This is a genomic window from Mariniphaga sediminis (assembly GCF_003573545.1).
Lineage (GTDB): Bacteria > Bacteroidota > Bacteroidia > Bacteroidales > Prolixibacteraceae > Mariniphaga > Mariniphaga sediminis.
The window spans coordinates 310,237-335,466 of sequence record NZ_QWET01000003.1 but is presented as its reverse complement, the minus strand read 5'-3'; the positions used below and the strand labels follow the sequence as shown (position 1 = coordinate 335,466).

The 25,230-nt window shown below is 42.5% G+C and carries 17 protein-coding genes; 2 read left to right on the top strand and 15 right to left on the bottom strand.

The window, feature by feature from the left end:
* Nucleotides 1-15 precede the first annotated feature (15 nt).
* The 5 genes from D1164_RS05700 to D1164_RS05680 all read right to left on the bottom strand — a co-directional run bounded on the left by D1164_RS05700 (nt 16) and on the right by D1164_RS05680 (nt 4,824).
* Nucleotides 16-1,059, bottom strand: a complete 1,044-nt coding sequence (locus tag D1164_RS05700) for a DUF4837 family protein (protein WP_119348985.1) — start codon at nt 1,057-1,059, stop codon at nt 16-18.
* 135 nt (nt 1,060-1,194) lie between these two features.
* Entirely contained in the window at nt 1,195-1,395 is a 201-nt protein-coding gene (gene tatA, locus D1164_RS05695) for a twin-arginine translocase TatA/TatE family subunit (RefSeq protein WP_119348984.1), read from the bottom strand.
* A 46-nt stretch (nt 1,396-1,441) separates the two neighbouring features.
* Nucleotides 1,442-2,779: an RIP metalloprotease RseP gene (gene rseP / locus D1164_RS05690; protein ID WP_119348983.1), complete on the bottom strand. Its 1,338-nt coding sequence runs from the start codon at nt 2,777-2,779 to the stop codon at nt 1,442-1,444.
* Nucleotides 2,780-2,793: 14 nt separating this feature from the next.
* Complete coding sequence (locus D1164_RS05685) at nt 2,794-3,954, bottom strand: 1-deoxy-D-xylulose-5-phosphate reductoisomerase (RefSeq protein ID WP_119348982.1); 1,161 nt, start codon at nt 3,952-3,954, stop codon at nt 2,794-2,796.
* A gap of 6 nt (nt 3,955-3,960) precedes the next feature.
* A complete protein-coding gene (locus tag D1164_RS05680; protein WP_119348981.1) occupies nt 3,961-4,824 on the bottom strand; it encodes a M23 family metallopeptidase in 864 nt (287 codons plus the stop codon).
* 157 nt (nt 4,825-4,981) lie between these two features.
* Between D1164_RS05680 and D1164_RS05675 the strand changes: the two genes are divergently transcribed.
* Complete coding sequence (locus D1164_RS05675) at nt 4,982-7,135, top strand: S46 family peptidase (protein WP_119348980.1); 2,154 nt, start codon at nt 4,982-4,984, stop codon at nt 7,133-7,135.
* A 99-nt stretch (nt 7,136-7,234) separates the two neighbouring features.
* Entirely contained in the window at nt 7,235-7,708 is a 474-nt protein-coding gene (gene rnhA, locus D1164_RS05670; RefSeq protein WP_119349056.1) for a ribonuclease HI, read from the top strand.
* Nucleotides 7,709-7,730: 22 nt separating this feature from the next.
* On the opposite strand, the gene D1164_RS05665 is transcribed toward rnhA, so the two are convergent.
* From D1164_RS05665 to D1164_RS05610, 10 genes are all read right to left on the bottom strand, one after another.
* Nucleotides 7,731-9,203, bottom strand: coding sequence for a sulfatase-like hydrolase/transferase (locus D1164_RS05665; protein ID WP_119348979.1), 1,473 nt, complete (start codon nt 9,201-9,203; stop codon nt 7,731-7,733).
* Nucleotides 9,204-9,287: 84 nt separating this feature from the next.
* The gene (locus D1164_RS05660) at nt 9,288-10,613 is read right to left on the bottom strand and encodes a PHP domain-containing protein (RefSeq protein ID WP_119348978.1); all 1,326 of its coding nucleotides are present in this window, start codon (nt 10,611-10,613) and stop codon (nt 9,288-9,290) included.
* A 1,221-nt stretch (nt 10,614-11,834) separates the two neighbouring features.
* A complete protein-coding gene (locus tag D1164_RS05655; RefSeq protein WP_119348977.1) occupies nt 11,835-12,212 on the bottom strand; it encodes a GxxExxY protein in 378 nt (125 codons plus the stop codon).
* Between the two features lie 598 nt (nt 12,213-12,810).
* Nucleotides 12,811-15,315 carry an alkaline phosphatase D family protein gene (locus D1164_RS05650; protein WP_172594350.1) on the bottom strand — a complete coding sequence of 835 codons (2,505 nt, stop codon included), beginning with the start codon at nt 15,313-15,315 and terminating at the stop codon, nt 12,811-12,813.
* A gap of 140 nt (nt 15,316-15,455) precedes the next feature.
* Entirely contained in the window at nt 15,456-16,994 is a 1,539-nt protein-coding gene (locus tag D1164_RS05645) for an arylsulfatase (RefSeq protein WP_119348975.1), read from the bottom strand.
* Between the two features lie 15 nt (nt 16,995-17,009).
* A complete protein-coding gene (locus D1164_RS05640; RefSeq protein WP_119348974.1) occupies nt 17,010-18,215 on the bottom strand; it encodes an MFS transporter in 1,206 nt (401 codons plus the stop codon).
* A gap of 37 nt (nt 18,216-18,252) precedes the next feature.
* On the bottom strand, nt 18,253-19,692 hold the full coding sequence (locus D1164_RS05635) for a carbon starvation CstA family protein (RefSeq protein ID WP_119348973.1): 1,440 nt from the start codon (nt 19,690-19,692) through the stop codon (nt 18,253-18,255).
* A 161-nt stretch (nt 19,693-19,853) separates the two neighbouring features.
* Nucleotides 19,854-20,981: a hypothetical protein gene (locus tag D1164_RS05630; RefSeq protein WP_147372056.1), complete on the bottom strand. Its 1,128-nt coding sequence runs from the start codon at nt 20,979-20,981 to the stop codon at nt 19,854-19,856.
* 94 nt (nt 20,982-21,075) lie between these two features.
* The gene (locus tag D1164_RS05620; RefSeq protein ID WP_119349055.1) at nt 21,076-22,935 is read right to left on the bottom strand and encodes an FAD-dependent oxidoreductase; all 1,860 of its coding nucleotides are present in this window, start codon (nt 22,933-22,935) and stop codon (nt 21,076-21,078) included.
* A 621-nt stretch (nt 22,936-23,556) separates the two neighbouring features.
* Nucleotides 23,557-25,230 carry a SusD/RagB family nutrient-binding outer membrane lipoprotein gene (locus D1164_RS05610; RefSeq protein ID WP_119348969.1) on the bottom strand — a complete coding sequence of 558 codons (1,674 nt, stop codon included), beginning with the start codon at nt 25,228-25,230 and terminating at the stop codon, nt 23,557-23,559.

The following is a 25,230-nucleotide window of genomic DNA, read 5'->3' as shown; positions in this document are numbered from 1 at the left end:
AATTTTAGTTCCCGCTTAGTTTCCCATTTTTACCTGGCTGTTTATCTTGTCATTTTCAGCCTGATTATTCAGTCTAAGCGAATATATCATTGCTTCTACCTGGCGCAGCAAATTTCGTTTGTCCTTGCTGGGGGCATACACATAACCAAAAGCAACAATAATACGTTGATTGGCCGCATCAAGCTCTGCCAATGAAACATAGGGGCCGCCCATAAAATCGTTCATAACACGCCAGAGACCACGCATTTCGGAAGCATAATTTCCATTGTGCTCGAGAATATTATATATCTGTTCAACTCTTCTTTCCGTAGCCATGTAACTACCCGCTGTTGGTCCGGGAACATTTACACGCAAGGTACTGTCTCTCATCTTTAACTGGTACCCAACCGTAAAAGCGCTGTCAGAAACATAAGGGAATGTATAAAGCACAATTCCCTGGGAAATCTCAGGAGTTTCATAGCGAAACCATATAAAGTCCTCTTTTTGTTCGGCAATCTGGAAACCCGGCGCCACTTTCATGGTTACCCCATAATTTTCATTCAGCACATTATATATTCCCCTCTCAAAAAATTTATTGTAATTTCCTGTAAGTCTTTTCCTTTCGGCATTAACAAAATAGGACAGAATGCGCTCTTTGTTCTCATTAAACAGCTTTTCAAACTCTTCCTTGTTTTTTGCCTGAATAATGACTGTTGCCTGCGGACGTGCCCACACATCATCCCGGAAAGAAACTCCTATAGAATCGACATTAGGGGAAATACGGGTTTGAATAATATTTCGAGTAGTTTTAAAAATGCTTTTAAATCCTTCCGGCGGCACTTTTACCAGGTCGAACAGCGGTTCATCCTGCGGCAGGGCAATATGTTCCTGCGCCAGGGTCTTACGAATAAGCTCTCCCGGAGCTCCCTCCCAGGATTCATTTGTAATAACAACAATCAGTTCTCCCGCCTTCCCGGTAACATTTTTTGAAAGACCGCTGCCTTCATTGTTTTTACATGATACCAATGCAATGAATGCAAATAGCAAAAAAATCTGGTTTATTCTTTTTGGTTTCATCATTTGTCATTTTTTGGTTCGCCAATTTTGCTACAAAAATCTTACCAGTTTGGGAATGTGTAAATTAAATTGGTATAACACAAAAATCCCGCTGCTGCAAAATACAACAACGGGATTTTCGGGATATACCGAATCAAATTATTTTTCAATTTTCTCCGGCTCAGCCTTTTCGCTTTCGTCTTCGCCCTCTTTTGTAGCCTTCTTGAACTCTTTCATTCCTTTACCGAGGCCTTTCATCAATTCGGGAATTTTACGTCCGCCAAAAAGGAGAAGTACTATAATTAAAATGATAATTATTTCCTGTGGTCCGATAAATCCTGCAATTACAAATAAATTCATGATGCAAAGTTAAAAATGGTTTGATGCAAAAATAGAATTTTTTTAGTTAAAATGTTCCATTAATCATTTTTATTATATCATTGGCGTTAGCATAAAGTACAAGAGCCAATAGCAACACCATTCCGGCAATTTGTGCATACTCGAGAAATTTTTCACCTGGTTTTCTTCCGGTTACCATTTCAAAGAAGAGGAACATCACGTGGCCCCCATCCAGTGCCGGAATAGGCAAAAGGTTCATAATGGCAAGAATGATGGAGATAAAAGCCGTCATATTCCAGAACGAAAACCAATCCCATGTAGCTGGGAAAATATTTCCGATTGTAGCAAAACCACCCAACGATTCATATGCTTTTGTTTCGGGCTTAAAAAACAGCTTAAACTGTTTCAGGTAATCTTTGGTAGTTTGAACTCCCCGTTGTATCCCTGCCGGAATGGAAGCAAAAAAACCGTAATTGATGGTTTTAAACTCAAAAAAATCTTCGAGAAACTGATTGATTTTAATACCAATCATTCCATCCTCGCCAAGTACCATCGGCATATCCAGGTTCTTCCCATTGCGTTCTACAGTCAGTAAAATAGATTTCCCCTGGTATTTTTTAAGCTCTTTATTCCATTCGTCATAAAAGCCGAAGTTCTGTCCGTTCAAACCTTTTATCTCATCCCCAATCTGCAGTCCGGCCTCTTTTCCCGGAGATTCCGGAGTAAAACCTTCCACTTTCATCCTGAAAGGGACACGCGGCGACATCACCGTTTTACTTTTCAGCAACAATGCAAGATCCTCATCGGAAATTTCCACATCCACTACCTTCCCGTTACGCTCCACCTGTATGGCTTCTGCATCGTCGAGAACAACGGTAGGAATAATTTTATTAAAATTTTCGATGTGCTGGTTGTCCACTGTTAAAATTTTGTCGCCAGTCTGCAACCCAATTTCTTCGCCCACCTCATTTACGACAATTCCGTATTTCACACTGTCGGTAGGCAGGTATTCCTCTCCCCAGGCGTACAAAACACCGATGTATATAACAAAAGCAAAAAGAAAATTCATCATTACCCCACCCAGCATAATCAGCAATCTTTGCCATGCGGGTTTTGAACGAAATTCCCAGGATTTGGGAGGTAATTTCATCGCTTCCTTATCCATCGATTCATCAATCATCCCTGAAATTTTGACGTACCCTCCAAGCGGCAACCATCCAACACCGTACTCTGTCTCACCGCGTTTTACTTTGAACAGTGAAAACCAGGGATCAAAAAACAGATAAAACTTTTCTACCCGAGTTTTAAAAAGACGTGCAAACATAAAATGCCCGAACTCATGCAAAACTACCAGTATGGAAAGGCTTAAAATGAGTTGGGCCGTTTTAACTAATATTGTTTCCATTCAATTTTTTTCTCTTAAATTTTGTTTTCTGTTAACAATTGTGCCACTCTTCTTGTTTCGGCATTCGTTTGAATGAGATCTTCCATGCTAGGTTTCTCAATAAAACTTACTTTCTCCATCGTTTCTTCGATAATTTCCGGCATCTGCAAAAACGTGATTTTCCCTTCAAGAAATGCCTGTACAACCACTTCATTAGCTGCATTTAAGACGCAGGGAACATTTCCACCGGCATCCAATGCTTCGAAAGCGAGTGCAAGGTTACGAAAAATTTTTGTATTTGGCTGTTCAAATTGAAGTGTGGGGTAATCGAGAAAGCTGAACCGGGGAAAATCATTTTTTATCCGGTAAGGAAAACCGAGAGCATACTGAATGGGCAGTCGCATATCGGGAAGCCCGAGTTGTGCTTTTATCGAACCGTCTTCAAACTGCACCATGGAATGAACAATGGATTGCGGATGAACGATAACCTCAATTTTTGAAGAAGGAAGGCCAAACAACCAATGCGCCTCAATGGCTTCAAAACCTTTATTGATAAGGGTTGCTGAATCGATGGTTATTTTAGCGCCCATGTCCCAGTTCGGATGTGCCAGGGCATCGGCAACCGTTACTTTTCCCAGGTCTTCTTTTGATTTTTCGCGGAAAGGCCCCCCGGAACAGGTAAGATATATTTTTTCCACTGGGTTGGCAATCTCTCCCGTCAAACACTGAAAAATAGCCGAATGTTCCGAGTCAACCGGCAGGATATCCACCTGTTTCTCTATTGCCAGCTTCGTAATAATTTCACCTGCCACAACCAGCGTTTCTTTGTTAGCCAGGGCAATGTTTTTCCCCGCTTTCACAGCATGCCAGGTGGGAATAAGCCCGGAATAACCAACCATACCAGTAATTACCAAATCAATGGAATCCATTTGCACAACCTGGTTTAGCGCCTCTGCTCCGGCAAATACTTTAACCGGTTCATTCTGTAAAGCATCTGCTACGGTTTTATAATTGTCTTTATTGGCAATAACAACGGCATTGGGCTGATACTTTTTAGCCTGATCGACAAGTAACTCCACATTATTATTGGCAGTCAACACCTCTACCTCAAACATATCGGGGTTTTGGTCGATCACATCGAGCGACTGGGTACCTATTGAACCGGTTGAACCGAGGATGGCAATTCGTTTCTTCATAAAAAATTAAAAATCAATGTATTCTTCCGGGTCGAGTGCGGTCCCGTTGTGCCACAATTCAAAGTGCAGGTGCGGCCCGGTTGACAATTCACCTGTGCTCCCGATAATGGCGATAGCTTCTCCGGCCCGGACCCTGTCTCCTTTGTTTTTAAGTAATTCCGAATTGTGTTTATACGCCGAAATCAAATCGGCATCATGCTGAATATAAATAACGTAACCGGTTTCAATAGTCCAACCCGAAAAAACAACTGTTCCGTCCAAAATGGCATAAATCCGGGCACTTGGTTCGCTCACGAGATCCGTTCCGAAATGATTGACTGCCGCGTTGAACTTGTCAGATACAACCCCTTTTACAGGCACAAAAAAATGAATCTGGCTAAGGCTAAGCTTTCTGCTGTTATCTGTCCCCAAAGAAAGGCTGGTTTGCTCTGCCAGCAACTTGTCCTGAAATACTGAATCGTGGTTAAATTCAGTGAACTCTACCTGGTTGGATTGCACCGTGGTATCCACAAACAAATTATCTTCCGGAACTTCGCCCGAAACAATGGCCTGTATGCTGTTAAAAAACTGATCACGCTGGCGTAGTTCGTTCTCAAGCGAGTCAACTTTCAGGGCCGAAAGCACCAGCATTTGCCGGTATTCTGCTTTAGGATAACCGGGAATATATTCGCGTAAACCCGTTGTGGCAATCAGTAAAATAACAAGAAAAACAATAATTGCGGACAGAAGGCTCGTAATGGTAAAAACCCTCAGCCGACTGAGTTTCATACTCCAAACCGACTGAAATGTAGTATCGTTGTATATAATTAAACGGTAGCGATCGTTTAGCTTCTTTAATATCTTTTTCTTCACTTTCTCTCTGCCTTTCATTTGAGAGCTACAAATTTAACAAGAATTGAGAAATCGCCGCCCGGTTTAGATTTTTTTAACCAAATACTGTCTTTAAACACGATACAAATCACAGAGCTATGAAAACTGAAATATTATCTTTGCACTTTCTAAATAATTGTAAAATTGAATTGAGGACATGAGAAGATTGAGTATTTTGCTGCTCCTGGTTTTTGCATTTTGGGGGAGAGCAATAGCTGACGAAGGGATGTGGTTACCCTCCCTGGTGCATAGGTTGAATATTTCTGAAATGCAGCAAATGGGGTTACGGCTGAGTGCCGAAGAAATATACAGTATCAATAAAGCCAGCCTTAAAGATGCAGTAGTTGCTCTCGACCGTGGCTCCTGCACAGGAGAATTAATATCGAATGACGGTTTATTGCTTACCAATCACCACTGCGGATATGACGAAATCCAAAGCCATTCGAGCGTAATGAATGATTACCTGCAGGATGGATTCTGGGCCATGACCCGTGAAGAAGAATTGCCAAATCCGGGAAAATCGGTTTCCTTCCTTATAAAAATTGAAGAGGTAACCGATAAAGTGATGGCTAACTTGTCTGAAGATATGAGCCTAGAAGAAAGGAATAAAGAAATTTACTCCACTACGAGAGAACTGGAAAAAGAGGCCAAAGGCGATACACATTATGAAACTTACGTGCGTAGTTTCTTCAATGAAAACCAGTATCATCTTTTTGTCGTTGAGACATTTAAAGACATCCGGCTTGTAGGAGCTCCTCCTCAGGCGCTTGGCAAATTCGGAGGCGATACAGACAACTGGATGTGGCCGCGCCATACCAGCGACTTTGCACTTTTCCGCGTTTATTCGGGCCCTGACGGAAAACCTGCCGAGTTTTCGGAGGACAATATTCCATACAACCCAAAACATTTTTTCCCTATTTCCCTGAAAGGAGTGGATGAGGGCGATTTTGCCATGGTATTGGGCTACCCCGGAAGCACGAACCGGTATAAAACTTCTTACGGCGTACAATATACGATGGACGTTACCAATCCCGTACGCGTAAACGTGAGGGAAGAGAAACTGCGCATCATTGATGAATACATGAGTAGCAGCCAAAAGGCACGCATCCAGTACGCATCAAAATATGCACGGAGTTCCAATTATTACAAATACAGTATCGGACAAAACCGCGGGCTCGGGAATCTGAATGTAATAGAAAAAAAGAAGGCGCTGGAAGATGACTTTACCCAATGGATAAGTACAGACAATACGCGCAAAAAGAAATATGGGAAAGCGCTGGAATATATTGAAAAAGCATACAGCGAAAAGGAAATCAGTGAAGCGCAGGAATACATGGCAGAAGCTATGGTACGTGGCCCTGAAATATTCATGTTTGCCTACCGGGCTTTACCGGTCTACCGCTTGTTAAGTGAAGGCGAAAGCCGTCCGGATTTTATCGAAATGATTAAAACACGGGTAACAAGCGGAATGGATGCCCATTTTAAAGATTATGATGCCCGTACCGATCAAAAAGTGGCAGCTGCCCTGCTTAAATTATATTCCGATAATATTGCCCCGCAATACCATCCGGATTTTTTCAAAGAAGTACAAAAGAAATACAAAGGTGATTTCGAAAAGTACACCGAAAAAATGTTTAAGAATTCCGTATTTGATAACGAGGATGAGTTAAGTGAGTTTTTGCAGGACCCCAATGCCAAAACACTGGAAAAGGATATGGCTTTTCAGGCTGCACGCGATATTTTTGATAAATTCAGAGAGCTGAACGATCTGGCAGGAGAGAACAATGATTTACTGGATACCGGCAACAGGTTATTTATGGCCGGGCTGATGGAAATGCAACAGGATAAAAACTTTTACCCTGATGCAAATTCTACCATGCGCCTCACTTACGGACAGGTAAGCGACTACGAACCACGCGATGGTGTCGTTTACAAATTCTACACTACCTCCGATGGTTATGTGGAAAAAGAAATTCCGGGAGATGATGAGTTTCACGTTCCCGAAAGAATGAAAAACCTGCTGCAGGCAAAAGATTTCGGACGATATGCCAGTAAAGAAGGGGAACTCCACACCTGTTTTATCTCGAACAACGACATCACAGGGGGTAACTCCGGGAGTCCGGTACTCAATGCCGACGGCGAATTAATAGGTGTAGCTTTCGACGGAAACTGGGAAGCGATGAGTGGCGACATTGCCTTCGAACCCGACCTGCAAAGATGTATCAACGTAGACATTCGCTTTGTGCTGTGGGTTATCGATAAATATGCCGGCGCTACCCATCTCATCGACGAAATGGTAATAATGGAATAATATTTAAAATAAAGACCAAAGCATGAACCTCGTCTTTTCAGGCGGGGTTTTTTGTTGTTTTTTAAAATCTTTGTTTCATTTTTGCATAAAAGAATTAAAATGACTCAACCCAAAATAACAATTTATACTGACGGCGCAGCCCGCGGCAACCCCGGTCCGGGAGGTTACGGAATAGTGCTTCTTTCCGGACAGTACCGCAAAGAGCTCTCAGAAGGCTACCGGCTCACCACCAACAACAGGATGGAACTCCTGGCTGTGATTGTGGCACTTGAAACGTTAAAAATACCGGGAAGCAAAGTCACCATTTATACTGACTCAAAATATGTAGCTGACGCAGTGACAAAAGGCTGGGTTTTTAACTGGGTAAAAAAACGCTTTAAAGGGAAAAAAAATCCCGACCTGTGGTTACGTTTTCTCGAAATATATAAAAACCATGATGTGAGTTTTGTATGGGTTAAAGGCCACGCCAACAATCCATTGAACGAACGCTGCGACCAACTGGCCGTAGAAGCGTCACTGGGTGCAGGACTAAAAGAAGATACAGGATACCAGCCAAATGAATCAGCAACATAAAAGTGCCAAAGCATTTCCCCGGCTATCTCCCAAAATACCTTTTCAACACATACTCCGGCTGATGCCGGTCAGGAATCTGTTGCAACTTTTTGTAATCATATTCCAGCGGTAAATTAGTCGCAGGGAATAAAGTAGCTGTATCGTTAGTTTCGGCATACCACTTTTCCAGCAATGCCATCATTTCCTCTGCTTTTGACTGACTGCCGGGATGTGTTACCAGGTTCAAAAGTTCCAGTGGATCGTTTTTTAGATTAAAAAGCTGTTTATAATTTCTTTGTGGGTACCATATCAATTTCCATGTATCGTCGCGGACTGCCCTTGCCGTGTTTCGGTAAACGGTATATATTGTATTTCGAACACTTTCTGTTTCCCCCCGGATCACCCGGCTCAAATCTTTGCCGTCAACCCCTTCCGGTTCCGGTAATCCACACAATGTGGCAAGGGTTGGATAAATGTCAAACAGGTAAACCAGCGCATCGGTCGTTTCGTTATGCGGAATTCCCGGACCGGAAATGATTAAAGGAACTTTGGTGCTGTGTTCGTACAAATTCTGTTTTCCGAGCAATCCATGACTTCCAATGGCCAGCCCGTTGTCTGCAGCATAAACAATAATCGTATTTTCAAAAAGTTCCAATTTTTTGAGCTGCTCTATGATACCGCCTACTCGCTCGTCCAAATGGGTAATCAATGCATAGTAATCGGCCAATGAAGCCCGGATAATTTGGGGAGAACGCGGCCACGGGGCAAGGGTCTCATCCCTGATATTCAGATCATCAAATTCAAAAGGGTGCAGTCCCTTAAAATTTCCCGGCAGCGGTAGGTTTTCATCCGGGTACATGCCTATATAATCATCCCGGGGAGAACGCGGATCGTGGGGAGCGGTAAAAGAGACATAACAAAAAAACGGGGCCTCCCTGCTACCGGCTGCATATTTTTGCAAAAAGTCCAGAGCGGCTTCGGCAAAAAGATCAGTTGAGTATCCTTTTTCAACAGGTTCGGTCAGTATGCCATCTTTCCCAAGGCTACGCAACGGCACCTGAAAGTGATCGCTCATGCCGCCAATAAAAACATTCTCCCCTTTCTGAAAAGAGGCCTCGAAACTACTGCTTCCATTGTGCCATTTACCGGTTCCAAACGTTTCATACCCTTGTTCAGCAAAATGTATGGGCATGGTTTTTATTCCTTCCAGAACATCGTAAACATGAAATAAACTCTTCCCACTCATGAGCATGGCCCGGCTGGGTGCACAAATAGCGCCATGGTGACCGCCCATTACATATGCATTCGAAAAACGAACACCTGTTTCAGCCAGCCGGTCAATGTTAGGTGTTTTAATGTATGGATTCCCGGAGCAACCCAAAGCATCGGCTCGCTGGTCGTCGGCAAAAAAGAACAGTACATTGGGATATGGCTTCCTTTCATCTGATCGCTCGGCAGGAGAACATCCCGAAAGCATTCCGATTAAAATCAGTACAGAAAAAATAATTGGCTTCATCGTTTTATTTTTTTAGGTCGATAATATTTCAATGCCGCCCGGAGAAAATGAACCGTCTTAACACAAAAATTGGAGTACCCAATTTTAGTTTGTCTGAACGTGCGGTTGCACCCAGGCTCTTTGTTTCCCCAACAATTTTCCTGTATTTGGATCGATATGATCTGCCGAAGAAGTGATCCGGATCCGCACATACAACTCATCTCCGGTAAACCGATACGAAGGGGTTAATGACTGACTGGATGCAAGTACTTTTCCAATTTCTCCGGAATAGGTCATCGTGGTATTTTCAATTTCATTGCCTTCCGCATCCAATGTAGGTTTACCAGTTGTATCCACACCCTTCTGTGTACCGATAAATTCCGTTGTAAATTCAATGCCTTCCTGTGGCTCGATTTTAATTTTCAGGTTTTTCCCATTAAACTGAATATCTTTTAGTTTAACACCGGTTGAAGCATAAAAGTCGCCTTTGTCTATGGCATCAAGAATGGCCTCCGGAGAAAGTTCTTCTGAACGCACCATTACCCACCCTCTACCAGGACCGGCCCCACCTCCGTGATAATTGTGGGCATCGTCTGTAGCCAGTCCATAAAGAAGTTCTCCATCACCGGATATCAGTCGGTTGGCTAACACAATATCCCAAATTCTATCGGTACTTGCCCGGCTTTCATCCCCCGTATTATTTACCATCGGGTGACCGTTGAAAACTTCGAAAAAACGAAGTTCAGGAACATTCAGCATCATTTCAGCCGTAATGGCCCACCTGAAATTAGGATGAGCCAGCGCCGGATGAGCATTTATTCCGGTTTCTTCCCGGTAAGCTTTCATATTCTCAACCGTTCTCCGAATCATCTCCTCCCGCTCGTTCACGGTACCCTGAATGGCTGGAATCACCCTATCCTGATGGAATCCAAGTAAATGAACTGAATGTGGATTGGAAATTTCATTGCCCATAACAAGCAGAAATTTTCCCGGTTCTTCATACATCGACTGAAACTCTTCCAGGGTTTTCAAACGTACACGCTGGGTTCCCTCTTCTTCATGAGAATGCATTTCTACCCACTCCGTCCCATATTCCTCCACATATTTATGAAGTGTTGCATGGTCCTCAGGGAAATTTTTCCAACGCTCTCCTGCTAATATTGTATTGTGATCTGTCATAGCAAGAAAATCATATCCGTTTTCTTTGTACCAACGAGCCACACTCTCCGGAAATTCATCTCCGTCGCTCCAAAAAGTGTGGGTGTGCATATTTCCGCGCAACCAGTTGGGCTCAGAATTCTTACAGGAACCTGCTGCCAATCCAATAATTATCACAGAAAGGAAGACCAGATAAAAATATCCACGGTTTTTTTTATTGGCCGGCACACTGTTTCTACCGGAACTAACGGAACGTACAACTTTCTTATCCATTTTTCAATTAATTTTAATTGTATTTACCTGCAATTTACGAAAATGCAATGAATTCAGGGCAACCATCAAAACATTCGAAATACTGACTACCAACAAGTTAAAAATAGCACCTCTGATTTTGTAAAAAATATTGTTCTCCTTCATAACTAAAAGCTTTTGTTTGTTCTGAAGTTATTGAACTTTTCTGCGATTATCGGCGCAATCAGCGGGAACTTTCTTTTTGTTTTCCCGCAGAACACGCAAATTTCCGCAGAGTATAATGGCCGACTAAATTATTTCTTCCCTCTAATTTACAAGCTGACTCCTATAAATCCGGTACCAGTAAATTTTAAACATTAAAAATAGCACCTTTGACTTTGTAAAAAATATTGTTCTCCTTCATAACTAAAAACTTTTGTTTGTTCTGAAGTTATTGAGTCTTTCTGCGATTATCGGCGTAATCAGTGGGAACTTCCTCCTTATTCTCCCGCAGAACACGCAGATTCGCGCAGAGTAAAATGGCCGGCTAAATTATTTCTTCCCTCTAATTTACAAGCTGACTCCCGTAAATCCGATCCCTGGACATTGTAATCATTAAAAATAGCACCTCTGATTTTGTAAAAAATATTGTTCTCCTTCATAACTAAAAGCTTTTGTTTGTTCTGAAGTTATTGAATTTTTCTGCGATTATCGGCGCAATCTACGGGAACCTTCTTCCTATTCTCCCGCAGAACACGCAGATTCGCGCAGAGTAAAATGGCCGGCTAAATTATTTCTTCCCTCTAATTTACAAGCTGACTCCCGTAAATCCGATCCCTAGACATTGTAAACATTAAAAATAGCACCTCCGATTTTGTAAAAAATATTGTTCTCCTTCATAACTAAAAGCTTTTGTTTGTTCTGAAGTTATTGAACTTTTCTGCGATTATCGGCGCAATCTACGGGAACCTTCGTCCTATTCTCCCGCAGAACACGCAGATTCGCGCAGAGTAAATTGGTAAACCAAAATTTATTTAGTTTCCTATAATTTGCAAGCTGATTCCCGTAAATCCGATCCCTGTACATTGTAAACATTAAAAATAACGTATCTGATTTTGCAAAAAATATCATTCCCCTTCATATCTAAAACTTCTGGTTTGTCCCAAATTACTGAGTTTTTCTGCGATTATCGGCGCAATCTGCGGGAACCTTCTTCCTATTCTCCCGCAAAACACACAGATTCGCGCAGAGTAAAACGGCCGGCTAAAGTTTATTTACTTTCCTGTATATTGATTTTTGAATGTCATTGCAATTAAAATTGACTAGCAACCCTAATTTTAAGTCTGATAATTTCAAATAAGTAATCACTTGTTTGTGATGCACTTCAGAAATAGCTTCAACAGATTTTATTTCAATAATAACTTTATTTTCAACAAGAATATCAAGCCGGTAACCCACATCGAGCCTGACCTCTTCATAAATCAATGGCAAAGGCACTTGTGTTTTAACATCCAGTCCCTGTTTGTTCAGTTCATAAGCTAAAACAGCCTCATAAGCTGATTCCAACAAACCCGGCCCCAATGCATTGTATACGTTAAAAATAGCACCCCTGATTTTATAAGAAATTTCATTCTCTGTCATATCTGAAAGTTTTAGTTTAACTCGAATTATTGAATCTTTCTGCGATTATCGGCGCAATCAGCGGGAACTTTCTTTTTGTTTTCCCGCAGAACACGCAGATTCGCGCAGAGTAAAACGGCCGGCTAAATTATTTCTTCCCTCTAATTTACAAGCTGACTCCTATAAATCCGGTACCAGTAAATTTTAAACATTAAAAATAGCACCTTTGACTTTGTAAAAAATATTGTTCTCCTTCATAACTAAAAACTTTTGTTTGTTCTGAAGTTATTGAGTCTTTCTGCGATTATCGGCGTAATCAGTGGGAACTTCCTCCTTATTCTCCCGCAGAACACGCAGATTTTCGCAGAGTACAATGGTAAACCAAAATTTATTTACTTTCCTATAATTTACTACTAATTCCTAAACCTCCTGTCCCAGTGTATCTTTGACACAAAAAAATAACGTGTTTGATTTTGCAAAAAATATCATTCTCCTTCATATCTAAAACTTCTGGTTTGTCCCAAATTACTGAGTTTTTCTGCGATTATCGGCGCAATCTGCGGGAACTATCTCCTTATTCTCCCACAGAACACACTGATTTCCGCAGATTCTTATTTCATTAAAGTTCCACCAGAACCTCTTTTGGATTTTCTCCTTTTAGGGTTTTCAGTCCTGCAATCTCTTTTTGGTTCCCATCTTCACCGATAATAACCCTGAACGTTCCGCTTGAATGTAATTTAGGTTGAATGATGTTGCCTTTCAAACGATAAATTTGTGCCAGTTCGCCGGTCTTCTCATTTCGAATCTGCATTAACTGGTTCGGTTTGGTAATGGTAATTTCGGGCAGGACATTTTCAGCCCCCAATCCCAGATTGTCGAATTGCGAAATTTCCAAAGGCCACCCCGGAAATTGGTCGCGCATAGGATTGGGATTCTCCACATCGGCTTTGAAACGCCAGGCGTCAGCAACAATGGTTCGTTCCTTTTGGTCAAAAGTCACAAACCCAAAACCTGATGAACGGATTTGGGCGTGATTGTAACGACTATCCCTATCCACTGTGTTTTTCCCGGGATTTCCAATGGCATACACATAGTTTTTGTTGCCAAAAGCGTCTTCATATTTCCCGGTGTTGGGATAGCCATGTTCAGGCCGGTCAACAACCGATATACCTAGTTCATCCGGTAAAAACCAGCGAAGGTATATAACAGCAATAGCAGGCGTACAAAAACTCCAACCGCCACTACGGTAGTTTTCAAGCCCATATTGCAGCAAAGAAGGAACGTGCTGGTCGCCATTAATGTGGAAAACGGCCCCTTTACGCATTAAACGAATGGCCTTATCTCTGTCTGCTTTTGGCCAGCCCCCTGAGTCGAGGTCACCATACAGGTAATTACTCAACGAACCGTGATGGGTAGCGACATTGGCAAAAACCGTTTGCGAAAGCAATACTTTCATATCGGCTTGTTCCCAGTCCATTATCCAGTCATTAAGAAATTCAGTCTGCCGTTTACCGATTAATTCTACTCCCGGCTTATCCAAAAATGACAAATCTTCCCGGGGCTCTTTCATATGGTCGTGGCGCCCCTCCCAATCCGAAACTGCCTCCGGGCCGGTTTTAAAAATGCGATCGCTGATAATGGCAAAACTCACCCTCCCATAAGTAAGACCAGTGTACCAAACGCTCATTCCCTGTTCAATAGGTGATGCATCATAAGGATCTGGCAATTGCCCACATTGGGTACGATTCACAACATTAACCATTTTTACCGATTGCATAAACCCACGTGTATCTGAACTACCTGCTCCTCCCGGTTTGGAAATTCCACTTTCACCCCATAAGTTACCATGAAAAACATCGTGATCATCAGGTGTACAAATGGTAGGCCTGTCGCGCATCAGGTCGCCAAATGCCCACCCAAACATATAATATTTACCAAGGTAATTGACGATGGAAACATCAGCCGGTTCGCGTTTTATTGGATAACCACCGTTGCCTTCATAAATCTGGTCTCCTGAAAAATAAAGGATATCGGGATCAAGCTTTGTTACGTTTTCTACCAACGGCGAATACGGGAATCCGAAATGAAACTGGCAGGTAAGCCCGCCAAATTTTAAAGGACGATCTACGGGATCTTTCCGAATGGTTCCCGCATAATATTCCGGCGTTTCGGCTCCGCCTTTTTCCCGCTCGATATACTCAATACGATAATTCACACCTTTTGTAGCATCCCAGTTTTGCAGTTTGAAAACGGCCGTTCGGGAATCGGGATCAATATTTTCTGTCGCAACCGTTTTCCACTCTTCACTTACTTTTAACTGAAGACTTACTTCCTGATTGTCATCCTTTCCGACTGGCGGCAATAAAGCCATCATTTTTACCGTCTCTTTACTCAGAGTGTACATGGTCCAAAGAACGGGGCCAAAAGCTTCGTCAGGTTGAGCAACCACTTTAGAACCCGACAATTTCAGATCATCGAAGCAAAACGTGGAGTTTCCAGATTTTTCTTTTCCTTCAGGCCTCAGGTTACTGACAACCGCAACAAGACCCTGTATTTCTTCTTCCACAGGAAGGGAAAGTTCTTTTATATGGTTTCCTGCTTTGTCAATAACCTTCATTTTTAGGTTGTTGCCACTTCCGGCAACAGAGATATTAAATTCGCTGAAATCGAACCCCTCGGGTAACTCAACTTTTTCCGTTTGTAAAAAGGCATAACCTTCCAGGTTGACCCCGGCTTTTATTCCTTCTCCAAAATAGCATGCCGCCCTGATATCAGGATCTTCTTTGTCGACTATCCCAACGAGAAATCCGGCAGACCCCCCAGCACTACCTTCCTTTGTGAGGCCAATCGTTACCGACAGGTTGAAATTTCCTTCTTCCGGCGATAGTACATGGGTAAGCAGGTTTACCCGCGACTCCGGAACAGTACCAATACAGTGCAGTTTGCCTTCTTCTACTTTCCAGTCTTCCAATGGAACAGACCAGAAGTTTTTACCTATCCAAATACGGTTGTGCGTATTATCGAAGTTAGCCGAAAACTCGGTTTTTTGGGAGCAGGAGGTTATTAGAAAGAATATAACAGGGAGGAATAATGCTGAAAGTTTCATGTTCTTATAATTATTCATTTTTAAAATTCTAAACATGCCAGCCCAGCTTGTACAGTCAGACAGGGAACCAGTCACAAAAAAATCCCGCTAAAACCGAATTTTTCCAATGGTCCGACTTATATTGAAACTTTCTAATTTTAATAGATTAAATACAACCTCTAATCTCCCAACTGCTTTATTTTAAACCGTTCCAATTCAGCCGGTGTATGTTCCTGAACAAAAATGGCTTCCATTTTTTGAACGATCTCCGGGTGCAAGTCAGAAACATCGTTCAACTCCTGCATGTCTTCTTCCAGATTGTAAAGACGAACCCGCAGGCTGTCTCGGAAAATATTTTTCCGGATGCCTTTCCATTTTCCCATTCGGATTGCCTGCTGCCCGCCCGACGCCGGAAATTCCCAGTATAAAAATCCGTGTTCTTCCTGGTTGCCTTGTCCCAAAAGGGTTGGCAAGAAACTGATACCATCCACATTACCGGCAGGTTCAATTCCTGCTATTTCACAAAGGGTAGGCAGCACATCATATTGAGCAGAAATAAGATCTGTTTGGGAACCCGGTTCAATTTCCCCGGGCCAGTTGGCAATCATCGGGATGCGTATCCCTCCCTCCATCAGATTGGCTTTCCCCCACCCTTGCTCACTTTTAAAGGGTTTGGCACTGTCAAACCAGGGTGAATCGGTTCCACCATTAAAAGTAGGGCCATTGTCGGAAGAAAACATGATAATTGTATTTTCATACAATCCCAGCTCTTTCAGCGTCGCTAGAATTTCTCCCACCTGCTCGTCGAAATAGGAAACCATGGCGGCATAACAAGCACGCGGATAACGATGAGGGAAGTATCCCTGATCACCGGTGTAAGGCTCCTCATCACCAAACTTTTCCATGTAGTAGTCCACCCAGCGTTTGGGCGCCTGTAATGGAACATGGGGAATCGGATTGGCATAATACATAAAAAACGGATGGTTTTTGTTCTCTTTTATAAACTGAATCAATTCCTTTTGCATCAACTCAGGAGAATACTCCTCAAGCCAAAAATCACTGTATGATGCAGGATTATGGGGATCAGCCCCCTCCGGAAGTCCGGTACTCGGCGGCACCATTCTATTATTGAGTGGCACCTTTTCAGTATTTTTCCACAGGTGAACCGGAAAATAAGTATGTGCCTGCCGCTGACAATTAAACCCATAAAAGAAGTCGAATCCCTGCTTGTTGGGGATGCCTTCGGTGAGTGGTCCGCCGAGGCCCCATTTGCCCACAACACCGGTTCTGTAACCTGCCTGTTGCAGTAAGGTGCCGATGGTTTGCGTTCCTGGTTTCAGCGGACGCTGCCCTTCCAGGTTCGGATCGTTTGCCATCGCTTCAAAATCCCATACGTCGCCCCGTTCGGCCCATTCGTCGTTCCCTCTGATTTGGGCATGCCCGGCATGCAAACCGGTAAGTAACATACAACGCGCAGGAGCACATACAGGTGCGCTTGAATAATGTTGTGTAAAACGCATTCCCTCCGAAGCCAGCGCATCAATATGAGGCGTTTCAATCTTTTCCTGTCCGTAACAACCCAATTCGGCATATCCCAAGTCATCAGCCAGAATGTATATAATGTTTGGTTTTTGCCGCACCGTTTCCTTCCCTGGTTGATTTTGACACGCGGCAAAAAACAGAATGAGGGCAGGTAACAGACAGGTTGTTTTAATCATGACATATTATTTTCTCTAGGTTGACTGTACGGATTTTCGTAAATCTTTATCTTCCCTGAACAGCAGTACAAATCCCAGCAGCAATGCTGCCGACACCAGCGTGGTAATGCCCCATATAGCATTCCAGTTATAACCTGATGCGGTTTTGTAATGATCGATAAGGTTGGCGCACAAAAAATTGCCCACCAGCAAACCCGCCCCGAATGTTACCAGGAAAATGAATCCCTGTGCCTGTGATTTCAGCTCTTTAGGCGCTTTTTTATCTATATAAATCTGACCGCCCACATAGAAAAAGCCAAAAATCAACCCGTGAAATAAAATCCCGATGTAGTACATCCAGGGCTGTGTAATGACCCCTCCTGCATAAAAAGAGAGATAACGGATAGTGAGTGCCACCAGTCCAAGCACCATGGTTTTTCGTAGCCCGAATTTTCGAATTGCCAGAGGTACCAGCAACATAAAACCCATTTCAGCCAGCACACCCCAGTTGATGGTTACTGAAATATATTTCGTATTGATATTCAGCAAAAACTCCGAGAAAAAGGAGTAGTACATGGCAAAAGGGATAAGGGAAAGAAAGGACAAAACGATAAAAATGGCAAAGTTACGATCTTTCATCAGTTGTACCGACCGAAGCCCAAAAGCATCTATGAGAGTGGCCTTTTGCCCTTTGGCCAGCGGAGGTGTATCCGGGAGGGCCAGGTTGATAAATGTAGCCAGAAAACTTACTCCGGCGCCACAATAAAAAGGGATGTGTGTCCCGTCAAAATCAATATTCAAAAATTTGATGAAGATGATGCTGAATATACCGGATGCCACCCAGCCGATGGATCCAAATACCCGCACTTTGGGAAAATCTTCTGAAGGCAGATGTGCCATGGCAATGGCGCTGGTAAGGCCCCATGAAGGCATATAAGCCAGCATAGCCAGCAAAAGACAAATGAATAAAACATCCGGATTACTTGTTGTAGCTGCCCAAAGTAACATACCTGCATGGACGAAATTTAACCCAGCCAGCACCTTTTGTGCAGAAAAAAACCGGTCGGCTAACATTCCAATTAAAGGTGAAAACATACAGCCGATAGCCATTGAACTTAAAATTAATGCCTTTTGAGTACTCCCCACTTCAAGGTTCGTAAGATAAGCGGCCAGCGGAACCCACCAGACAGCATACATCATGTATTGAAGGAGCATCATTAAAGAGAGCTTGAATTTTGCCATAGATTTAGGATAATACGTTTTTATTTTAGATTTATAATTATGCCACAGAGGTTGCCCGCTGCGTTTTTTTCAGATAGACTCTGAACAATATGATCGACAAAACAGTTACGCCACCTCCAATCAGATAAGCTATTTCCTTCGGTAAGTGAAAACCTTCCGGAGCCAGAAAGAGGTAGGTTGTTATTACTGAGGTCATAAACAATGCAGGAATCAACGTTATCCAGTAATTTTTCCGGTAATTGACAAGGTAAACTGTAATAGTCCATAGCACCACAGTAGCCAGTGTCTGGTTTGACCAGGCAAAATAGCGCCATATTACATCAAAATTTATTTGCGTCAGAAAAAAGCCGATGGCAAACAGCGGAACGCTGATAAGCAGCCGGTTTTTTATCGGTCCCTGCTTTAGTTTGAGAAAATCAGCCACAATAAGCCGGGCACTGCGAAAGGCAGTATCTCCCGACGTGATGGGAGCAGCGACCACACCGAGAATAGCCAGGAAAGCTCCGAATTTACCCAGCAACACATTGGCTGTTTCATTCACTACCCAGGCGGCATTCCCCTGCTGTTCGGTCATAATATCGTTCAATTCCCGAATTCCTCCAAAAAAACTCATGCTGATGGTAGCCCAAATCATAGCTACTACCGCTTCTGTAATCATGGCTCCGTAAAAAACCCTGCGCCCCAGCTTTTCATTTTTCATACAGCGGGCCATAAGCGGCGACTGTGTGGCATGAAAACCCGAAATAGCACCACAGGCAATGGTTATAAACAACATCGGGAAAATGGGAAACTGTTCAGCCTGACTGTGAAAGTTTTTAAAATTATCCAATGTAAGTTCAGGAATATGATAGCCCTTTACAAAGAGTGCCACAATGAGCCCAACAGCCATAAAAAGCAAGGCAAATCCAAAAACAGGATAAATCCGCCCAATAACTTTATTGATGGGTAGTAGGGTGGAGAGAATATAATAGCCAAACACAATCCATACCCAGAAGGTCATCGTGGCATAATTGGGTGTCAGGCCTGCCAGTATTTTCGCCGGGCCCAAAATAAAAACGGCCCCCACAATCACCATCAGCATCACGGTAAATCCGCGCATAACCTGTTTGGTGGCTGTCCCCAGGTATATACCCACAATCTCAGTAATACTTAATCCATTATGTTTGATAGAAAGCATTCCCGAAAAATAATCGTGTACCGCCCCGGCAAATACAGAACCCAAAATAATCCAGATATAAGCCACCGGTCCCCACATAGCACCTGCTACAGCGCCGAAAATGGGGCCTAACCCGGCAATATTTAAAAACTGAATGAGAAAAATCTTCCACCACGGCATGGGAATATAGTCCACCCCGTCAGCCATCGTAATGGCAGGGGTAGCTCGGTTGCCATCGGCACCAAAAACCCGCTCAATGTATTTAGAATAAACCAGGTAGCCAACAAGTAATACCAACAGGGAAATTATAAGTGAAATCATCAATAAAAAATTAAAATATAATCATCAGATAAATATAAAAACGAGGTCCTAAACTACAATTTTAATTTGAAACAGGCACATTCTTTTTATCTCAATATTCTTTGCATTCCTCAAGGGAATCAATGTAAATCGCCCTTAAAATATGTCAATACAGAATAAAATTATTTGACCTGACTTGTTATATTTAATAAACGTTGCGTCAGATTTCGAACATACCCATTTTCATGTTTAGTGAGATTATTCAGCACTTCCGCAATTTCCGGATTATTGTTCAGGTGCTCTGTAGAAATGAGACGATAAATCAGGTTCAGCGCGCCCACTCCCAGGGTTTCTTCTTCAAACATATTTAAAAGTTTCAGCACTACTTTTTCATCCACCTTTTGTAATCCGATAAGTTTCCAAAGAATCCCATATTTTAAATTCATATCAACCCCGGACATCATATCGACCAATTCATTTTGAATGAGAGTATCTTCTAACAGAGAGGGATTAAAATAATCCAGCGCCTGTTTGGCAAGTGGCTGATTTTCGGAGCGAACACAATCAAGTACCCTGGGATAAAAAGTTTCATTGTATTCCGGAAACTTCTCCATACTGCGAATGGCAAAAGAAATATAGGCCGGATTTTTACTGCGGAACATCAAAGCAAGAAACTCTTCATTTACCTGCTTTTCCAAAATTTCAAAAATGGCATTCTGAACAGGACCGTAAACCGTATGCCACAGGGTATGGCAGGAGTAAACGGCATCTTTTACCACCACCTCGGCAAGCGCAGGGCGGGTGGCTGCTGTATATCCGTCCACTTCGTAAGCTTTGTAGGGGTCGATTGTGTCGGGCACAACAATCAAATCTTCCTGCTTTAAATCTTTCAGGATAGAGGCTGTATCGCTGAGAATGCCATCCAGTTTTTTGTAATCTTCCTGTTCAAAAGGAGTATGGTCTGATTTAGTGAGGGGTTTCCCCTCCGGAATTTGCATCCCCAGGTAATTTCCTGCGCCATCCCAAAACAACCAAAGACGAATCATTTTACATTCACCGGATATGCATACATCTTTAAATACATGCCTGCCAAACCAGATGGGCAGCCCGTTTTCATCCTGCAGCTCAAAAATCTCAGGGCCTGAAAGTGAATCGGTTTTTTCTTCGAAATAATGCGTAACCAGCGTACCCTCCATGGCCCAGAAGCCGGTTTCCGGCCTGTCGGGAAAAGCCCCGGAAAAACCGGTAAGCATCAGGATTCCCAATACAACAGGAAACAAGAGGAAATATTTTATTACAGATGTTATCATATACAACTTCGATTATATAAACCTTGAAGGTTTCGGAAACCTTCAAGGTTTGTACCTGATGAAACTTTAACAAGCTTATTACCTGATTGTTTTTTTATTCCTTTGGCCCCAACGTTGACCCCTCATTGTAATTTTGCATGTTTTCCGCATTGTATTTACCCACCCCTTTTTCCATAAGGGCCTTTAGTTCCCCAAGATGTTCTTCATACACCCCGCGCGGAGTAGTGCTGTGCTTCGCAGCAACTGAAGCGGCCATGCCCACTACTTCTCCCATCATTCCGGTCGTTCGCATCACACGAATAGTCCCCAAAGCCACGTGGGTTACGCTGATATTTCTTCCGGCCATAAACAGATTGTCCACATTCCTTGAGTATAAACAGCGGTAAGGTATAGGGTAAGGATGGATCTTTTTATGCACTGCAATAGATTTAAACTCCATTCCGGGAAAGTGTTCCGTATTTTTAGGGTCGGGATAGTGCAGGTCAATAGTCCATGTAGTGGGCGCCGAAGCATCAAGATAAACCATATAGTCGGTAACGTCCTGTTCCGTAAGAATGTGGTCGCCCATTAACCGGCGCGACTCGCGCTTACCTGCTATGTAAGCTACCCATTCCAGCTTCCTGTTTTTGTATTCATTTTTTACCGGGCTGAAGTTTTTCAGAAACGACCAGTTGGAATAAACCACCAGCAACCCATAATCGCGGATGCGTTCGAAATCATAAATCTGGTCGAAGTTCATTCCCGTTTCCCAAGTCCACTCACCCATGGTTACCTGCTCGGTATTCTTTTCGTTGAATTCCACTCCATATTGAAAAACAGGAAAAAAAACAGGATCATTTTCCTCCACGGAATACCATTGTACCGAAGAGCCCATTGTCAACTTATCAGCCTTTTTCGGCGCTGTGGTTTCGCCAAATTCATCCCTGCTTTCACGCCCCATAGCAAAGTCGGCACCTGCAAGAAAACCGATGGTTCCGTCTCCGGTGCAGTCAGCAAACAACGGCGCTAAAAAAGCGATTTCTTCCGAGGTTTCAATGTGCCGGGCATACACCCTTGTAACGCGAGAACCTTTTGTTTTTACTTCGAAGGCCCGGTAGTTTGTAAAGAGAGAGATATTCTCTTCTGCCAGCACCATATCCATTTTCTTTTCATCTTCGTAATATTCGGCAGGTTGCGCATTCCCTCCGCGGGAAGGACCGATCTCTTTTACCACATCGCCCAGGGCAGGAAACGGTTCCACCTTTATTCTGCCTCCCAGATGAACACGAACTTCTGAGCTGTTGTTCCCTCCCAGAACAGGCCGATCCTGAATCAGTGCCACCTGTAAACCCAGTCTGGCAGCAGAAATGGCAGCCGTTGTACCAGCAACACCACCGCCTACGACCACCAGGCCGAACTTTCTGGTTTTTTCTGGTTTTGTCGGGATACCGAGCTGCTTTTTCCGGAATTTGCCCAATGCTTTTAATTCGTTGGGAGGTGGTGTATTTTCTGTTGTAAAATAAATGGCATCTACCCGGCCGTTAAAACCGGAAAGATCGTGCAAACTGACCGTTGTTTTCTTATTGAGGATACGAACCTTTCCAACCTGTTGCCACATCCATTGGGTGCCGGTAGTCCCCAATACCGGACCTGTATTTTTCCCGTCAACCATCAACTGAAAACGACCCGGCCCCTGTCCTTCGAACCAGGGAGAGGTCCAGTTAAAAGTACGAACATAAACATTGTATTCTCCCGTGGAAGGAAATTCCACCGTTGTTTTGGCATCTTCCACCGGAACGCCCATTCCATGTGCCATAAGGTACGACGATCCCATTAAATCCATAAACTGCTGATCGACCACCCAGCCGCCTTTATTTTGGAAGTTCTCGGCTTCAAGAAGTACTGCATTATCTGTTTGTGAAAAAACGGACAAACAAATTGCAAGATTTACAACCAATACGGATAGTGTTTTCATAATGTGGGCTAAAATAATAATTTTCACTTTCAATTATGATAAAGCAATGCTATAAATCAGCGGGAGAATCCTTCCTATGTCCCCGCAGATGTATCTGATTTTCGCAGACTCCTGTCTTCAAGGAAAACACTTAGGATCGAGCTTAATGAGTTAGAAAAAAACAGTTACCTGATAAGTAACTACCTTTTGATGGCGCTACATCAATTTATAATCTTCGAATAACAAAAACATAAAAAATGACAGATTTAAGTTTGTATACTAAAATATCATCATTGCCTGATTCTTAAAAAAACGGATGTAATTGATTTTGTTGACTTCCTCCATTCTAAGAGGGAAAAAGAAAAATAAAGAAAGACAGGGTATTTGGTTATGCAAAAGGAAAAATTACTTTAAAGCCTGGTTTTGATGATCCTATTGATGATTTTAAAGAATACATGTAATGGACCTTTTGTTAGACACACATGTTTTTCTATGGTATGTTGATGGAAATAAGGAATTACCTGAAAAAATTGTAAAAATAATCAATTCCACCAACTATTTCTGGCACCATTACCTTAAAAATAAAGAGGTTGTTCTGCGCATTTTAACACGCAGAACAACCTCTTTTATTCGATCTTAACACTAATAGGGTTTTCCGGTCCCCTGCAATAACCAGGTTTTTGAGTAACTATGGTCATTTGATTGATTGGAAGGGACAAAACTGGTTTTTTCCAGTTTACTCACTGCCTCTTCATACTTTTCTACATATTGAGGATCAGCAAATGGTTCTGGATAGGCAAGTCTTAAAGGCAATGCCGGGCCATAAGCAGGATTTGCTGCCGGTTCAAAATCCGGGTATCCAGTCCTTCGCCAGTCAAACCATGGTTCTGCCTGCAACCAAAGGGCAATCCATTTTTGTGTCATAATAAGTTCATGCTTATTGGTTATAGAAGAACTACTGTAGCTAACTGTCGGTTGACTGTAGAATGCATCAAAATCAAAACCTTGTGCTTCCGACAATATTTTATACTGTTCCATCGAAGCTCTAATCCCGGCTTTGTAATGGTCCTCGGCATTCGATACGCCATAATCTCCTAATAAGGCTGCTTCAGCCAATATAAACTCAACTTCTGCATAGGTAATTAATGACGGATTAACAAAATCATTACTATTTTCAAAATAGATGGGTGTCAAATAAGAAATATAAGTGCTTCTTTCATCAGGGTAATCCCTAATGCCATCGCCTCTGTTGTAATTTCCTAAAAATTCCAGGTCATCATATCCTATAGGCAATCCTACATACACAGAAGTATCAAGGCTTGTATCATCTGTTGGCAAAATTGTCATTTGATAACTATTCCCAAAAATATCGATGTAATCTATCGTAGTTTCTTCTGAAGCATTAAAATCCCATTTCCTTTCTACCGGATTTACCCAACGCTGAAGCCTTGGATCATTTCTTTCTTTCAGGTATTCAACCAATGGTTTTCCGGGTTTAAATGCATATGGTTTATTAGAAGATCTGACGGGGCCGCCAACAGCTGAATTTTCGCCTGCCAGGCCTAAAAGCACTAACGTAGCATTATCAGCATTACTTCCAAAAACCTTATTTGCCGCATCCTGAAACTCGCTTACCGTGTTAATACCCAATTGGTCTTTTTTATTGTGCAGTCGTAAACAATATCTCAACCTAAGAGAATTAGCAAACTTTATCCATTTATCTCTGTCTCCTTTATAAAGAAGGTCAGAAGATGGCAAGACGCTCAGTTTGGAATCTAACCCTTCGAGGAGTTCTGACGCCGTTTTTAAATCGGTTAAAACTCCTTCATATACGTCTTTTTGTGCATCAAACTTTGGAAACAGTAAGCTAGTACCAGCTTGTAGGGCTTCAGAATAAGGGCAATCTCCAAACAGGTCGGCCAGCAAACCAAAAGTGAATGATTTCATTATCAATGATGCCGCCATAAAGAATTGGTTATTTTCTTTTTCTCCTAATTCGTACATCAGTTGATTGGTCCTCAAAATGTCATAATACCCACTCCACGAACCTTTTCCCCACTGATAACAGTTTTGGTTTGCTGCATTAAATTCTGTCCCTCTTTGTGTATATTGCATTGCACCTGCTATATCAGTATGTTCATTAATTAGACCATAAAATTGCATTGTCGTCGTTGAAATAACATAAGATAGCAGGTAATTTGGCGAAACTTCTTCTGCATTATTAGGACTCACATTCATATCATCAAAATTATCATGACATGATTGAATAATTTGTCCCAAAAATATAATGATTAAAATCAAACCTATTTTTTTCAT